Raw genomic sequence first — 16092 nt, forward strand, 5'->3', positions numbered from 1 at the left:
GCTCTCGTTTCTCTCCACCTCCGACACTGGAAACCCCATGCTCTTTCTCTGGACCAAAGCCTTCCACATCATCTTCGTCATGTCCTGGTTTGCCGGCCTGTTTTACTTGCCGCGCATCTTCGTGAACCTGGCGATGGAGACGGAAACGGTGGCCACCGAGCGCCTGCTGCTGATGGCGCGCAAGCTGTACCGTTTCATGTCGCTGCTGGCGCTGCCGGCCATGGTGCTGGGGCTGGCGTTGATGTGGATGCTGTACGGTGGCGGCGAGGGCCGCATGAAGATGCCGGGCTGGATGCACGCCAAGCTGACGTTCGTGGTGCTGCTGCTCGGCTATCACCATGCCTGCGGTTCCATCCTGCGCAAGTTTGAAAAAGGCCTCAACAAGCGCAGCCACACCTGGTTCCGCTGGTTTAATGAAGTGCCGGTGGTGATGCTGCTGGCCGTCGTCGTGCTGGTCGTGGTCAAGCCTTTCTAAGGGAGTCGAGATGAGTGCAAGTCAGAGCAAAGTCGTGCAGTATTTCTTCGCCCCCCACTCGCCATGGACCTATCTGGGTCATGCGCGCCTGATGGCCATCGCCGCGAAGACGGGTGCCCAGATCGACGTGCGCCCTTTTGACCTGGGCAAGGTCTTCAGCGTCTCGGGCGGCCTGCCGCTGGCCAAGCGCGCACCGCAGCGCCAGGCGTACCGCCTGGCAGAATTGGCGCGCTGGTCGGCCTTTTTGCAGGTGCCCTTGACCTTGCAGCCCAAGTTCTTCCCCGTGTCGCCGGAAGCTTCTGCCAAGCTGATCATTGCCACGCGCCTGGCGCACGGCGTGGAAGCATCGCTGAACCTGGCGCACGCCATCATGCGCGGCCTGTGGGCTGAAGAGCGCAACATCGGCGACGAGGAAACCCTGGTGCAGATCGCGCTGGATGCCGGTTTCGATGGCCGCCAGTTGCTGAAAACGTCGGAAACGGCCAGCGTGCAGGCCGAATACGATGCCAATACGGAAGCGGCCACCGCCGCCAGCGTCTTCGGTTCGCCGTGGTATATCGTCGATGGCGAAGGGTACTGGGGCCAGGACCGCCTCGATTTTGTCGAACGGGCGCTGGAGAAGTTGTAGGTCGGATTAGCGCTGCGCGCGTAATCCGACAGGTTTTGAAATTTTTAGTTAATTGTTTTTCAACGGATAAAAGGTACACCATGGCTTCATATTTTTGCCCATGCCCGCGCGGCATGGAAGCGGCGCTGGCCGAGGAACTGGGCGAGATCGCCCAGGATAGTGCGACCATGAAGGTCCACAACCAGGTACCGGGCGGCGTACACTGCTCGGGCGACCTGCTGGACTCCTATCGCATCAACCTGCATTCGCGCATCGCCTCGCGCGTGCTGATGCGCATGGCCCATTCCGGCTACAAGACGGAAAACGATATCTATGACCTGACCCTGGCGCAATCCTGGGAAGACTGGTTCGGCGTGCACCACACGATCCGCGTCGACGTCACGGCCGTCAAATCGCCGCTGCGCAGCCTGGAATTCACGACCTTGAAAATCAAGGATGCGATCTGCGACCGCTTCCGCGACCAGTTCAACGAGCGCCCATCGGTCAACACCAAGACGCCGGACATGCGCATCGTCGGCTTCCTCGACGCACACACGTTTACCGTCTACCTCGACACCTCGGGCGAAGCCTTGTTCAAGCGCGGCTGGCGCGAAGAGACGGGCGACGCGCCGCTGCGCGAAAACCTGGCCGCCGGCCTGCTGCGCGTGTCGGGCTGGAAGCCCGGCATGGTGCTGTTCGACCCGATGTGCGGTTCCGGCACCATCCTGGCCGAAGCGGCGCAGATGCTGCAGGGCATTCCACCGGGCGCCTCGCGCCAGTTCGCGTTTGAAAACTTCCACGACTTCGATCCGGCGCCGTGGAATGCCATGAAAAACGCCATCAAGGTCAATCCGCTGCCAGCCGAACCGACCATTTTCGGCAGCGACATCTCGGGCGACATGGTCGCCATGACGCGCCATAACCTGCGCTGCGCCGGCGTGCGCTTCGACGTCCCTTTGAAACAGATCGAGGCGCAGGAAGTCAAGCCGCCAAGCGAGGTGCCGGGCATCATGCTGACCAATCCGCCGTACGGCGAGCGTATCGGCGTGCGTGGCGACAGCACCATCCCGGAAGATGAACTGTCGACTTCCTTCTATTCGGCCATGGGCACGACCCTGAAGCAGCGTTTCGCCGGCTGGACCGTGTTCCTGTTCACGGCCGACCTGGGCCTGCCCAAGCTGCTGCGTTTGAAGGAAGCGCGCAAGACGCCTTTCTTCAATGGCGCGCTGGAATGCCGTCTGTTCCGCTTTGACATGGTTGCAGGCTACAACCGCCGTGAAGAAGCCAAGCCCAAACCACAGCAGTAAGCGTTCACCGTAAGACACCCGCAGTAACCCCGCGCGCGGACTGAAATGGGTCCGCGCGCCACTTTGGACCCGCCATGTTTCCCACCCCTCCGGCCGATGTGCCGCCCGACCCGGTTACCCCCGTTCCGCCTCCCACGCCGAGCCACATGGCACCGCTGAGCCGCGGTGCGCTGGCGATGATGCTGGCCGGTCTGTCGATGCTGGGACCCCTGTCGATCGACACGTATCTGCCCGCGTTTGGCGCGATCCAGGGTTCGCTGCAGGCGTCGCCGCTGGAAGTGCAGCAGTCGCTGACGTTCTACATGCTGGCCTTTGCCGGGATGGTGCTGTGGCATGGCGCGATCTCGGATACCTTTGGCCGGCGCAACGTCATTCTCGTGTCCCTGCTGATGTTTGCCATCGGCTCGCTCGGCTGCGCCTCGGCGCACACGGTGCACTATCTATGGTTCTTCCGCATCATGCAGGGCGTCTCTGCCGGCGCCGGCGTGGTGATCAGCCGCGCCATCATCCGCGACCTGTATGCCGATGCGGCGGCGGCGCGGCTGCTGTCGCTGGTGACGATGATCTTTTCCATCGCCCCGGCCGTGGCGCCGATTCTCGGCGGCTGGATCGTCATCTGGTTCGACTGGCGCTCGATCTTCCTGTTCCTCGCTTTTTACACGGTGGTGCTGCTGGCGTTCTGCTACTGGCGCCTGCCCGAAACCCTGCCTTTGGCCAAGCGCCAGCCGTTCAATCCCCGTTTCCTTGCATCGAGCTATGGCCAGATCCTGCGCTCGCCCCTGTTCCACATCAAGGCCGGTATCGTCGCCCTCAATTTCGCGGGCCTGTTCCTGTTCATCACGGCCGCGCCGGAAATGCTGCCCAGGCAGCTGGGCCTGGGGCCATCGCAATTCGGCTGGCTGTTCATTCCCTGCGTGAGCGGCATCTTCATGGGCGCCGCGGCGGCCAACCGCATCGCTGGCAAGGTCACGTTCGCGCGCCAGATCGGCATCGGCTTTGCCTTCCTGCTGTGCGCCGCCAGCGTCAATGTCGTGTATCACCTGTTCCTGCCGCCATCCTTGCCCTGGTCGGTGCTGCCCCTGTTCTTCTACACTTTCGGCATGTCGCTGGTGGGACCCGGCGCGACCCTGCTGGCGCTCGATCTGTTCCCGCATATCCGCGGCACGGTGGCCTCGTGCCAGTCGTTTGCCAGCACCATGCTCGGCGCCGTGGTGGCCGGCGTGATCTCGCCGCTGCTGTCCGGTTCCGTGCTGTGGCTGGCCTCGGGTCAACTGGCGTTTACGGGCCTGGCGCTGGCGCTGTGGCTGATATCGCGGCGCTTCCGCCACCGTTTGCTAGGTTCCTTCAAGGCATAAGTTTCCACTGTAGAACGCTAGATTTATTTCAACTTAATTTTCTATATTGCAAGTAATATCCGGCGCTTATGATAAGATGAGTTCTTTCCCGGCATCCTCTCAGGCAATAGATTTTTTGGTTACAGGAGTGGAGGATTCCTCTGAACGTGGCCGCGCTTCGCTGCTGAGCGCTCATCCTTTTCGAACCGGCAATGCCTGATACGATGCATCAATCTGATCAAGATATTCGCAATCGCCTGCTGATTGCCCGCCTGCCGGCCATGCCGCAGATCCTCCTCAAGCTGATCGCCCACCTGCAGGCCGACGATGCCGGCATGCCGGAGCTGGCTGCCCTGATCGCCAAGGATGCGGGCATGACCAGCAAGATCCTCGGCGTGGCCAACAGCTCGGCCTATCATCGCCAGAGCAAGGTCGTCAGCCTGGAGCAATCGCTCGTCTCGCTGGGCACGGACATGATCAAGACGCTGGTCATCAGCGAATCCGTCTTCCAGACCTTTAACAGCTTCCCTCATTCCGGCAGCACGGATTTGCGCGCCTTCTGGAAAAGTTCACTGTCGGCCGCCGTCATGGCGCGCGCGCTGGCCAAGGCCATGGCCTATCCGCATGTCGAGGAAGCGTATCTGGCAGGATTGCTGCACAACGTGGGCCGCCTGGCCTTGCTGGCCACGGCGCCGAAGGAATACGCCTTCAATTTCACGGCGCGCGACGATGCCGCCCTGTGCGGGGTGGAGCAGCGCACCTTGCAGATCACGCATGCCGAAGCGGGCGCCTGGCTGATCGAGCGCTGGCATCTCGATTCCTTCCTGGCCGACAGCGTGCTGTATCACCATGAACCGCTGGCGCGCCTGGAAGCGAGCCATCCCCTGATCCGCATCGTGCGCCTGGCACACCTGCTGTGCAGCCATGCCGACGATGCGGACGAGGCCGAGTCCATCACGCAGGCGGCAAGCCTGTGCGCGCTGGATGTCGAGGTACTGGAAGACCTGGCCGGCAGCGTCGCGCGCCAGGTGGAGCAGGCCGCGCAGCACCTGGGCATCGACCTGGCCGGCGCGGATGATATCGCCACGCCGCCCGCGTATGCGCCGCCGTCCGTCGATCCGGTGCAGCAGCGCCTGTCCGACGAAGTGCGCAACATGGTGCTGGTGTCCGAAGTGGGGCAGACTTTCGCCCGCCAACAGGGCGAGAGCAGCCTGCTGGAAGCCATCACGCGCTCGGCGCGCATCCTGTTCGATTTCGACACCGCCATCATCCTGCTGCAAAACCCTACCGGCCATGCGCTGGTGGGCGTGGCGGCGGGCGAGCATCAGCAGCGCCTGGCGGGGTTCTCGATCCCGCTGGCCAAGGGTGGCCCGCTGGCCGCTTCGGCGCTGGAGTGCCAGTTGGCGTTCCTGAAACGCGACATGCCGGCGCTGGGCATCGTCGAGGAGCAGCTGTTCCGCATTCTCGGTACCGACAGCCTGGTCTGCGTGCCTTTGGTGGCGGGCCAGCGCAGCCTGGGCGTGCTGATTGGCGGCGTGGCGGCGTGGCAGATTCCCGCTTGCCAGAAGCGCGAGGGTTTCCTGCGCGCGTATGCCAACCAGGCCGCCACGGCGCTGGAAACGGCCATCAGCGCGCGCGGTCTGGCGCGGCGCCAGCTCGATCACGTGGCCGAGGAATACCGCGCCGCGTCGCGCCGCGTCGTGCATGAAGTGAATAACCCGCTGTCCATCATCAAGAATTACCTGAGCGTGCTCGATCACAAGCTGGAGAAGCAGGAGCCGGTCACGGGCGAGATGTCGATCCTGAACGAGGAAATCGACCGGGTCGGCCAGTTGATCAGCGGCCTGGCCGATCTGCAGCCGGTGGCGGCCAGTGGCGTCACCGATTGCGCGCGCGTGGTCGACGACGTGCTGCGCCTGTTCCGCGCCACCGATTTCCTGCCGTCGAAGATCGAAGTGGTCACGCGCATGCAGGACGCGCCATGCGAGGTGGAGGCCGATGCCGACACGCTCAAGCAAATCCTGCTCAACCTGCTGAAAAACGCCGTCGAAGCCCTACCCGATGGCGGGCGTATCGAAGTGTCTAACCGTGGCCATGTCAACCGCGACCGCCGCCTGTACCTGGAGCTGTGCGTCAGCGACAATGGCTCCGGCCTGTCTCCCGACGTGCTGGCCAATCTGTTTTCCCCTGTGCGCAGCAGCAAGGAAGGGGCGCATCACGGCCTGGGTTTGTCCATCGTGCATGACCTGGTCACGCGCCTGCATGGCATGATCGGCTGCCGCAGCAGCAAGTCCGGCACCTCGTTTGAAATCTTACTGCCCATTCCCTTGCCGACGAGCGCTGCAGCCGCGCTGCCCGCGCCGGGCAATACCGCCTTGTCTTCGTAACGTCCATGAACTCCTCCGCCATTCCGTTTGACCTGGAAAACAGCCCGCGCATCCTGCTGGTCGACGACGAGCCCCGTTTGCTCGCTTCCCTCCACGAACTGCTGAAGGACCGCGGCTACCAGCTGCACACGGCCACCTGCGGCAGCGAAGCGCTGGCGCAGTTGTCGAAACTGCGCTTCGACCTGATCCTGCTCGATCTGCGCCTGCCCGACATGAGCGGCCATGAAATCATGGACCATATCAACCGGCGCGGCATCGAGGGCGACGTGATCGTCATGAGCGGCGACGTCGGCATCGAGGCGGCCATCGGCGCCCTGAAGCGTGGCGCCTACGATTATCTGCGCAAGCCGTACAGCCGCGAGGAGCTGCTCAAGACGGTGGAGAATGCGCTGCAAAAGCGCAAGCTGGCGCTGGAGAACGAGCGCATCGCGCTGCAGCTGGAAAACTCGGAAAAGATGTACCGCTACCTGGTCGACAGCTCGCCCGACATCATCTATACCCTGAACCACGAAGGCCGCATCACCTTCATCAACGACAGGGTGCACCAGTTGCTGGGCTTTAGCCGCGAAGAGCTGATCGGCAGCCATTATTCCATCCTCGTGCACGATGAAGACCAGGAGCGGGCGCGCTATGCCTTCAATGAGCGCCGCCTCGACGAGCGGGCCTCGCGCAATGTGGAACTGCGCCTGAAGTGCCATAGCGGCAGCGGCAGCGACCGTACCTTCAACAACACGCTGATGACGATTCCGCTCAATTCGATCGGCATGCACAGCCACGATCAGGAAGCGAAAAAGCAGGAGTACTTCGGCACCTACGGCGTGGCGCGCGACATCACCGACCGCAAGCGTGCAGAGGAAGTCATCTCCTACCAGGCCTACCACGACATCCTGACGGACCTGCCGAACCGCATGCTGTTCAAGGATCGCCTGGGCCTGGCCGTGATCCAGGCGCGGCGCAAGCTGACGGAACTGGCCGTGATGTTCATCGATCTCGATCGTTTTAAACTGGTCAACGATACCCTGGGCCATGTGAAGGGCGACGAACTGCTGCAGCAGGTGGCGCTGCGCCTGAAGGATTGTTTGCGCCGCGGTGATACCCTGGCGCGCCAGGGCGGCGATGAATTCACCATCGTGCTGCCGGAACTGCGCGACCGCCAGGATGCGCGCCTGATCGCCGACAAATTCCTCGAATGCCTGCACCAGCCGTTCGACCTCGATGGCAACCAGGTGCATATCTCGGCTTCGATCGGCATCGCCATCTATCCGGGCGATGGCGAGACCATCGACGAGCTGCTGCGCCACGCCGACATCGCCATGTACCAGGTCAAGGCGCTGGGCAAGAATGGCCACAGTTTTTATCACGAGTCCATGCTCGACGTGTCGCACCAGAAGATCGCCCTCGAGCAGAGCCTGCGCAAGGCGCTGGAGCTGAACCAGTTGGAGATGTATTACCAGCCGCAGGTGGACGTGATGACGGGCCGCATCGTTGGCGCCGAAGGCCTGATGCGCTGGAACCACCCGCAGCGGGGCTTGCTGACGGCTGGCGAATTTTTGCCGTTCGCCGAGGAAAACGGCTTGATGCTGCCGATCTCGGACTGGATGCTGGGCGCCCTGTGCCGCGACCTGGTGCAGTGGAACGCGGCCGGCGGCGAGGCCGTGCGCCTGTCGCTCAATTTGTCGCCGCAATACCTGGACCGGGGCGACTTTTTCGAGAAGATGCGCGGCGCGCTGACGCGCTATGGCATCGCGCCGGAAAAGATCGAAGTGGAAATCACGGAAAACATCTGCATCCGCAACCCGCAGTATGCGATCGAGCAGTTGAACAAGCTGTGCCAGCTGGGCGTGTCGGTGGCCATCGACGATTTCGGCACCGGCTATTCCTCGCTGTCGTACCTGCACCGCTTCCCCATCCACACCATCAAGATCGACCAGTCGTTTGTGAAGGAAATCCACGACGAGCACGGACACTACCCCGTCATCCTGGCCATCATCTCGATCGCGCGCGGCCTGGGCCTGCACCTGATCGCCGAGGGCGTGGAAACGGAAGGACAGGCGCGCTACCTGCAGGACAAGGGCTGCACCACGATGCAGGGCTATCTGTACCACCGGCCCATTTCGCTGGGCAGTTTCATCGGCGTGCTGCAGGAGCAGAACCGGTTGATCGCCGATGCCGCCCCCGCGCTGTCGCCAACGCTGGCCATCGAGGCCTGACCGTGCCGCTTGCCGCTCCCCGTTATACGGCTGCTCATTACACGGCTGACTACCTGCGCCTGAAAGGACTGGCCGAGAAGGGCAATGCGAACGCCCAGCACAGCCTGGGTTTCATGCATTTCAATGGCCAGGGGATAGAACAAAGCTATGCGCTTGCCTTGCACTGGTATGGCCTGGCCGCCGCGCAGGGGCTCGAGCACGCGCAATACAATCTGGGCGTGATGTGCCAGAAGGGGCAGGGCGTGCCGCAGGATTTTGCGCAGGCGGCGCACTGGTACCAGCAGGCGGCCGAGCAGGGCTACGCGGCGGCGCAATACAACCTGGGCTGGCTGTATGCCAAGGGCCAGGGGCTTGCGCAAGATAGCGGACTAGCCATGCTGTGGTTCAGCCGCGCGGCGGAACAGGGCGACGCGGGCGCGCAGAATAATCTGGGCATGATGTATGACAATGGCAAGGGCGTGCCGCAGGACTTCGTGCAAGCCATCGCCTGGTACCGCAAGGCTGCCGACCAGGGTTATGCGCGCGCGCAGTTCAACCTGGGCCTGCGCTACGACAATGGCCAGGGCGTGCGCCAGGACCGCCAGCAAGCGACGGCCTGGATGCGCAAGGCGGCCGAGCAAGGCTATGCGCCGGCCCAGTTCAACCTGGCGCTGCGCTATGAAAATGGCGACGTGCTGCCGCAGGACAGCAGGCAGGCGATCACTTGGTACCGGCGAGCGGCCGAGCAGGGCCACGCCAGTTCGCAGTTCAATCTGGGACTGATCTACGACAATGGCCAGGGCGTGCCCTGCGATAAGCAGGCGGCACTCGCGTGGTACGTGAAGGCGGCCGGCCAGGGGCACGCGGCGGCCCAGCACAACCTGGGCCTGCACCATGAGCATGGCGCGCAGGACTATACCCAGGCACAAGTGTTCTACCGCCAGGCGGCAGGGCAGGGCTTTCCTGCCGCGCAGTACCAGCTGGGACTGTTGCATGAGCACGGGCAGGGCATGCCTGCCGATGCGCAGGAAGCCATCTTCTGGTATCGCAAGGCGGCCGACCAGGGACATGTGCGGGCGCAGTTCGACCTGGGTTTGCGCTATGAACATGGCCAGGGCGTGCCGCAGGATCTGTCGCTGGCGCTGGAGTGGTACCGCCGCGCCGCCGAGCAGGATTACGCGCCGGCGCAATACATGCAGGGCGTGTTGCACGACCGCGACGATGGTCCTGCGCCCGACAGCCAGCTGGCTTGCGCCTGTTATTGCCGTGCCGCCGCGCAGGGCCACAGCCTGGCCCAGTTTGCGCTGGGGCTGCGGCATGACAATGGCCAGGACGTGCCGCAGGACTATGCCGCCGCCTGGGACTGGTATGCACTGGCCGCGCGCCAGGGCCATGCGCGGGCACAAATGAATCTGGGCCTGATGGCGGCCAGCGGCCAGGGTGGCCCGCTCGATTTGCAGCAGGCCTACATCTGGCTGTCGATGGCGGCGGCGGCCGGCGTGTCGGGCGCGGAAAAATCCTTGCGCCAGACGGCGGCGCGCATGCGCGAGACGGATCTGGCGCGGGTGCGCGAACAGCTGGCGGCGATAGCAGGCTGAACGCCGGCGTTAGCGTGCGCGGATACAACAGCCGGTGCTGTATAGTCCTTTCCCTTCGCCATCTGTGGCACCCCTTGTTTCCCCCTGGACGCTAAAATTGCTGCGGTATTTGCAGTTTTGATGTGCTAAGGTTCCAGAAGAAGGTGGTCTGTATATTCTTTAGAAAAGGAAAATCATGCGCCTGAACCCTTTCCCTGGCCGTCCGGCCGCCATTCTGTGTACGCTGGCGTTGCTGTCGTCCGGCGCAGGCGCCGCCGGTCCCCTGGATGCCCTTAGCAACCAGGATGCCAGCAATGGCTTGAAAGCGGCACTGGAAGCCGGTTCGGCGGCTGCCGTTGCCAAGCTGGGCATCGAAAATGGCTTCCTGAACAATGACAAGGTCAAGATCAAGTTGCCCGGTATTCTGGAACAAGCCAAGCCCTTGCTGAAAATGACGGGCCGTGGCCAGCAGCTGGACGACCTGGTGGTGGCGATGAACCGTGCCGCCGAGTCGGCCGTGCCCATGGCCAAGCCCTTGCTGCTCGACGCCGTCAAATCGATGAGCGTGAGCGATGCGAAAAACATCCTGTCCGGTGGCGATACTTCCGTGACGGATTTCTTCCGCCAGAAGACTTCGGCACCGCTGGCCGTCAAATTCCTGCCCATCGTGAAATCCGTTACCGACCGTTCCGGCCTGGCCAGCAAGTACAACAGCACCATGAGCCAGATTGGCAAGACGGGACTGGTGCCGCAGCAGCAATCGACGGTGGAAGGCTATGTCACGGACCGCGCGCTTGACGGCCTGTACCTGATGATCGGCGAGGAAGAAAAAGCCATCCGCAGCAATCCGCTTGCGTATGGCAGCAAGATTATCGGCAAAGTGTTTGGCAGTTTGAAGTGATGGTTCCAGCGTGCCGCACGGCTCCAGGCGGCGTTTGCGCTGAATAGACAGGTGTGGCGCAAGGGAAACAAGTTAAGCATTTGCTACAAGAAAACAATGTTAAAATTCTGCGACATACATTCCTGAGGCATGCTTAAGCAACGATCTGCTGCCCGGGAGTGCCCAGCTTTAGTGGCGAACTGATGCGTGGCATTGCAACCTGCCCGTCGGTTGGCCTTTTTTCGTTTCATTCACGTTTCCCCAAGCTCATTGATTTTCTGAATACATTCTCAGGAATTCCAGGTGCAGGATATTTTAGGTAGCCGGATTTGTTAAGCGTACTCAGAAAATCAATCAAATATACCTGGTGTGGCTGTCTGGTGCTTGGCGCGCCTTCGGTGATGGCCGCGACCCCGAATCATGGAGGCCAGTCCGGCTATATCAATATGCCCAGCGCCGTGGTGGAAACGGACGGCACTTTCAGCGTCGGCTATAGCTACGACAGCCCGTATGGCCAGTTATGGGCCACGGCAAATATCCTGCCTTTCCTGCAAGTGACGGGGCGTTATGTGTCGATCACGGGCATCCCTGGTTTTACCAATGTGCCCGGTGAATATGGCAGTGGCTATGGCCGCTACAAAGATAAAGTCGTCGACGGTAAATTGCGCCTGTGGACAGAAACGGAGTGGATGCCATCTGTCGCCGTCGGCATGACGGATCTGTTCGGCACCGAGCTGTTCAAGGGGCAATATGTCGTTGCCACCAAGACATTTGGCGCCAGCAAGAATATCGAAGCGAGCCTGGGCTATGCGCACAAGCGCCCGGACGGCGTGTTTGCTGGCGCGCGCTGGACCCCGACTGCGCTGCCGCGCTGGTCGGTGGTGGCGGAATACGATACAACCAATTATCTGCGTGACTTCCGCGCCAGCGAAACGAGTGCAGGCAAGCGCCGCAAGGGCGCTTCCGTGGGCCTGGAGTACCGCTGGGGCTGGCTTGCCCTGCAAGCAGCACGCAGCCGCGACCAGTTCAGCGTGAACGCCTTTATCAGCATTCCGTTTGGCGAACGCGAGTTCATTCCCAAGGTGTATGAGCCACCGTATTTCGTAGACGACAAGAATCCGCCACCGCTGCCGAGCAAGGAAGCATGGCACCGCGACCCCGTCTATGGCGCCGACCTGGTCAATGCCCTGGTAAAGCAGGACTACAAGAACATCCGTGTCGAGCAAGAAGGCAATGTCCTCAGCCTGAGCCTGACCAACAGCCGTATTTCAAACATGGGCCGCGCCGTTGGCCGTGCCGCGCGCACGGCTGTCGCCTTCACGCCGAAGGGCGTGACGACCTTGCGCATCACGTATACCAAGCTGGACCAGCCAATCGCTACCTACGAATTCTTTGACTTGCCAAAACTGAACGACTATTTGGCAGGCAAGATCGACCGCAAGGCCTTCCTCGACGTCGTGCTGCTGCGCTATCCGGAGAAAAGCGATGTCATCCGGGACGATCAGCAAGGCTGGCTGCAAGAATTCCTCGACAAGCCGGCGCCCGTCGCTGCCGCTGCGCCGGCACCTGCTCTCGCACCCGCGCCCGCGCCGGTACTTGCCGCGGCTCCCGCAACTGCAGTTGCGCCAGCGGCACCTTCCCCCGCCATTCCCGCGCCGTCTTCCACCAAGGCTGCCAACGTTATCAAGGACGACGGCAAGCTGGCCGTCGGCGTTGGCGTCGATGGCGACGTGGTGCAAATCAAATCGCTGGACCGGGAGGCGAACCGTTTCAAGATCGCTCCCAAGGTGGGCTTCTTCTTCAATGACCCGAGCGGCGCCTTCCGCTATTCGATTTCGGCCGTGGCCAACTATGACCGCCGCCTGGGTGACGGCCTGTACCTGAATAGCGCCGCCAGCCTGCAGTTGCTGGAAACGGTATCGGGCGTCAAGCAGCCATCGAACAGCAACTTGCCGCACGTGCGTACGGATGTGGCGGAATACTTGCGCGGCGGGCGTTTTTCGTTGAGCCGCGTCTTGCTGAACAAATACAACAATCCCGCCGAGCGCGTGTATACCCGCATGTCGGCCGGCCTGTATGAAGACATGTTCCGTGGCGTTGGCGGCCAGGTGCTATATCTGCCGAAGGATAGCCGCTGGGCGGCCGACGTGGCTGTCGATGCCTTGCAGCAGCGTGGTTACAAGGGCTTGCTCGATTCACGCGACTACAAGACGGTGACGGCGATTGGCTCCCTGCATTACCGCTTGCCGCACGATATTACCGTGACGGCGCGCGCCGGCCGCTTCCTGGCCAAAGACACAGGCGTGCGCATGGAATTCAAGCGCCGCTTCCAGTCCGGCATCGAAGTCGGCGCCTGGTACACGCATACGAATGGCAACGACATCACCAGCCCTGGCACGCCGTCGAAGCCGTACCAGGACCGTGGCATCTTCCTGTCCGTACCGCTGAACAGCATGTTGCCGATGGACACGCAATCGACGGCCGGCTTTGCCATTGCGCCATGGACGCGCGACGTGGGGCAGATGGTGGCTTCGCCTGGCGACCTGTACGATATGTTCGAGCGCCCGCGCGCCGACATGCACAGCTACGATGGCCTGGGCAACTTTGCCGAACGTCCGGATGAACAGCATCTGCCTGCCGTCAATCCGCCGGACCGGCCGTTTGTCAGCCCATGGCCCGCCATGCGCGCGCGCCTGGAGCAATCCGCATCCGCTACGCCTAGCGTCCCTGAATGGCTCAAGGCGACGGCGGTGGTCGGCGGTGTGGTGGTGGCTTCCGCGCTGGCCGACAAACCTGTCGACCGTTTCGTCAAGAAACATGAAGATTCCAAGGTCTACCGCAACTGGGACAAGCTGGGCAAGGCCATGCCCTACGCGGTCGTGGGTGGCGCTGCCGCTGCTTTCGCCTTGGGCGATGAGCGCATGCAAAATACGGGGCTCATTTCCCTGCAATCGGTTGCCGCGGCAACGGGTTTGGCGGTGGCTGGTAAATATGCGTTTGGCCGCGCCCGTCCAGAGGAAGACCTCGGAACGTGGAGCCGCGTCGGCAGCAGCAATTCCCGCTCGAATTCCTCGTTTCCATCCGCGCATGCCGCGATCGGCTTTGCTGCCGTGACGCCGTTTGCCAAGGAATACGATGCGCCATGGCTGTACAGCGTGGCCGCCGTGGGTTCCGCCGGCCGCGTCTTTGGCCGCAAGCATTGGGTGTCCGACACGGTCGCCGGCGGCATCCTGGGTTACGCGATGGGCAGCTGGCTGTGGCACGCGCAGCGCGACCAGAGCAAATCGGGCCTGTCGATCAATCCGGGACCGAAAGAAATCAGCGTGACCTGGCAGGGCAAGTATTAAGCGCGCATGGCGCTCCCTTTACTCATACAACATCATTTACCCAGACAAAGACCAGCATGAAAAAGCAACTTCGTACTCCCCCGCCTTTCGTGAAACAAGTGATTCTCTCGGCTTTCCTGCTGGGCGCAACTTCTGCCTACGCCGCAGGGCAGGACCTGGACATGGTTGATCTGCCGCGCCAGAACCCGTCTCGCGCACAGGCAAGCGAGTTGGGCGCAGGTACCTTGCCTAGTATCCGTAGCGGCCGCAGCGATCCGCGCCAGGAGAAAACGCTGGCTGCCAATAATCTCAGCAAGCAGGCTGTTACCGAAGTCAAGGCGGGCGCTTTCGAAGAGTATGTCGATGGCGTGACAGGCAAAAAGCTGAGCATTTTCGGCAAGGATCTGTTCAGCGATGTGCCGTCCACCTTTGCACCGCTCGATGGTGTCCAGGTCAACCAGGAATACGTGATCGGCACGGGCGACGAGTTGCAGGTACGCGGCTGGGGCATGGTTGACATCGACGTCAGCGCCACGGTTGACCGCAGCGGCGCGATTTTCATCCCGCGCGTCGGCTCCATCAAGGTCAGTGGTGTGCAGTACAAGGACTTGCAGGGCTACCTGAAGAAAGCCATTGGCAAGATCTATACCAATTTCGACCTGACAGCGAGCATCGCGCAAACGCGCGCCGTGCAAGTGTACGTGGTCGGCCATGCCGTTCGTCCTGGCACCTATACCTTGAATTCCATGAGCACCCTGCTCAATGCCCTGTTTACGTCGGGCGGCCCGGACGCTACCGGCAGCATGCGCAATATCCAGCTCAAGCGCGGCAAGGATACCGTCAGCACCTTCGACCTGTATGACATGCTGGTCAGCGGTGACAAGAGCCGCGACGTCACCTTGCGCGACGGCGACGTGATCTATATTCCTGAGGTGGGTCCGCTGGTGGCCTTGACCGGCAACGTGAAGCAACCGGCCATTTTTGAGTTGAAAGGCACCGCGACACTGGCCGATGTACTGAACTGGGCCGGTGGTTTTGACTCCGCGGCTGAAACCAAGCAGATCGTGGTCGAAAAGAACATCGATAATCAATATAAAACCGTGCTGGAACTGGTAGCCGACAAAGGTGTGTCCGGCAGTCAGTTGACCGGCATTGCCGTCAAGCCTACCGATATTCTGCGCGTGTTCGCACCAGGCGCCGTACCGGTCCAGGCGCAAATCCAGAATGAATACGTGCGTGTGGCTGGCGAAGCAAAGCAGAGTGGTATTTTCCTGCTGAAAAAAGGTGAAACCCTGCGCGAGCTGATCGCCCGTGTCGGTGGTGCCAACGAAAATGGTTACCTGTACGCCACTCAGTTGAACCGTGAATCCGTACGTCGCGCCCAGCAGATCAAACTGAACCAGGTGGCTGACCGCTTTGAACGGGAGCTGGAGTCGAACGCGACACAGCGCATGGCAGCCAGCAATGACAAGGATAACGCAGCGAAGGCTGCGGCTGAAGTCGAGCAGCAACGCCGCATCGCACAAAAACTGCGCAGCATCAAGGCTGAAGGCCGCATTGTTCTCGATCTGCCAGGTGTTGACACGCAAGTCAAAAATCTGCCCGATCTGCCGCTGCAGGACGGCGATTCCATTCTGATTCCGCGCCGTCCCGGCACTGTGGATGTGCTGGGTTCGGTTTTCCAGCAAAACGCCTTCGTTTATCGCCCACAACGTACGGTCAACGACTATGTTCAGCAGGCCGGAGGTATCACTGCGAATGCGGACAAATCCGAAATGTATGTGATCCGGGCCGATGGCACGGCGCAGAGTGGCCAGGGAACCGGCTGGTTCAGTGGTATTGGCGGCACGGCGCTTAATCCGGGTGACACGGTAGTGGTGCCCGAGAAAATCGAACGCAGCACGTTTATGCAGAGCCTGAAGGAATGGACTGCGATTTTCTATCAGTTTGGTTTGGGAGCAGCTGGTTTGAAAGTGTTGAAGGATTAACACGGCATCTCATCAGATACGC

General features: G+C 61.7%; 10 protein-coding genes. All 10 read left to right on the forward strand.

Going from position 1 to position 16092, the window contains the following annotated elements:
• Positions 1-37 precede the first annotated feature (37 nt).
• The 10 genes from BLT98_RS09865 (at position 38) to BLT98_RS09910 (ending at position 16070) form a co-directional block, all read left to right on the forward strand.
• Entirely contained in the window at positions 38-475 is a 438-nt protein-coding gene (locus BLT98_RS09865; RefSeq protein WP_034745744.1) for a CopD family protein, read from the forward strand.
• 10 nt (positions 476-485) lie between these two features.
• Complete coding sequence (locus BLT98_RS09870; RefSeq protein WP_034778761.1) at positions 486-1103, forward strand: 2-hydroxychromene-2-carboxylate isomerase; 618 nt, start codon at positions 486-488, stop codon at positions 1101-1103.
• Between the two features lie 113 nt (positions 1104-1216).
• Positions 1217-2389: a THUMP domain-containing class I SAM-dependent RNA methyltransferase gene (locus tag BLT98_RS09875; protein WP_070281768.1), complete on the forward strand. Its 1173-nt coding sequence runs from the start codon at positions 1217-1219 to the stop codon at positions 2387-2389.
• A 74-nt stretch (positions 2390-2463) separates the two neighbouring features.
• Positions 2464-3744, forward strand: a complete 1281-nt coding sequence (locus BLT98_RS09880) for a multidrug effflux MFS transporter (RefSeq protein ID WP_205412502.1) — start codon at positions 2464-2466, stop codon at positions 3742-3744.
• 203 nt (positions 3745-3947) lie between these two features.
• Positions 3948-6110: an HDOD domain-containing protein gene (locus BLT98_RS09885; protein ID WP_170846350.1), complete on the forward strand. Its 2163-nt coding sequence runs from the start codon at positions 3948-3950 to the stop codon at positions 6108-6110.
• A gap of 5 nt (positions 6111-6115) precedes the next feature.
• Positions 6116-8320 carry an EAL domain-containing response regulator gene (locus BLT98_RS09890; RefSeq protein WP_092607312.1) on the forward strand — a complete coding sequence of 735 codons (2205 nt, stop codon included), beginning with the start codon at positions 6116-6118 and terminating at the stop codon, positions 8318-8320.
• Between the two features lie 2 nt (positions 8321-8322).
• The gene (locus BLT98_RS09895; protein ID WP_244517454.1) at positions 8323-9897 is read left to right on the forward strand and encodes an SEL1-like repeat protein; all 1575 of its coding nucleotides are present in this window, start codon (positions 8323-8325) and stop codon (positions 9895-9897) included.
• A 175-nt stretch (positions 9898-10072) separates the two neighbouring features.
• Positions 10073-10777, forward strand: coding sequence for a DUF4197 domain-containing protein (locus tag BLT98_RS09900; RefSeq protein ID WP_092607315.1), 705 nt, complete (start codon positions 10073-10075; stop codon positions 10775-10777).
• A gap of 380 nt (positions 10778-11157) precedes the next feature.
• The gene (locus tag BLT98_RS09905; RefSeq protein WP_092607318.1) at positions 11158-14103 is read left to right on the forward strand and encodes a YjbH domain-containing protein; all 2946 of its coding nucleotides are present in this window, start codon (positions 11158-11160) and stop codon (positions 14101-14103) included.
• 56 nt (positions 14104-14159) lie between these two features.
• Complete coding sequence (locus BLT98_RS09910) at positions 14160-16070, forward strand: SLBB domain-containing protein (RefSeq protein WP_092607321.1); 1911 nt, start codon at positions 14160-14162, stop codon at positions 16068-16070.
• Positions 16071-16092: the final 22 nt, after the last annotated feature.

This window comes from Janthinobacterium sp. YR213 (genome assembly GCF_900099875.1).
GTDB classification, from domain to species: Bacteria; Pseudomonadota; Gammaproteobacteria; order Burkholderiales; family Burkholderiaceae_D; genus Janthinobacterium; species Janthinobacterium lividum.

Excerpts from the sequence above, each read along its gene's own strand:
- BLT98_RS09910 (WP_092607321.1), top strand. The coding sequence starts at position 14,160 with ATGAAAAAGCAACTTCGTACTCCCCCGCCTTTCGTGAAACAAGTGATT.
- BLT98_RS09905 (WP_092607318.1), top strand. The coding sequence starts at position 11,158 with ATGGCCGCGACCCCGAATCATGGAGGCCAGTCCGGCTATATCAATATG.
- BLT98_RS09880 (WP_205412502.1), top strand. The coding sequence starts at position 2,464 with ATGTTTCCCACCCCTCCGGCCGATGTGCCGCCCGACCCGGTTACCCCC.
- BLT98_RS09875 (WP_070281768.1), top strand. The coding sequence starts at position 1,217 with ATGGAAGCGGCGCTGGCCGAGGAACTGGGCGAGATCGCCCAGGATAGT.
- BLT98_RS09890 (WP_092607312.1), top strand. The coding sequence starts at position 6,116 with ATGAACTCCTCCGCCATTCCGTTTGACCTGGAAAACAGCCCGCGCATC.
- BLT98_RS09865 (WP_034745744.1), top strand. The coding sequence starts at position 38 with ATGCTCTTTCTCTGGACCAAAGCCTTCCACATCATCTTCGTCATGTCC.
- BLT98_RS09885 (WP_170846350.1), top strand. The coding sequence starts at position 3,948 with ATGCATCAATCTGATCAAGATATTCGCAATCGCCTGCTGATTGCCCGC.
- BLT98_RS09900 (WP_092607315.1), top strand. The coding sequence starts at position 10,073 with ATGCGCCTGAACCCTTTCCCTGGCCGTCCGGCCGCCATTCTGTGTACG.
- BLT98_RS09870 (WP_034778761.1), top strand. The coding sequence starts at position 486 with ATGAGTGCAAGTCAGAGCAAAGTCGTGCAGTATTTCTTCGCCCCCCAC.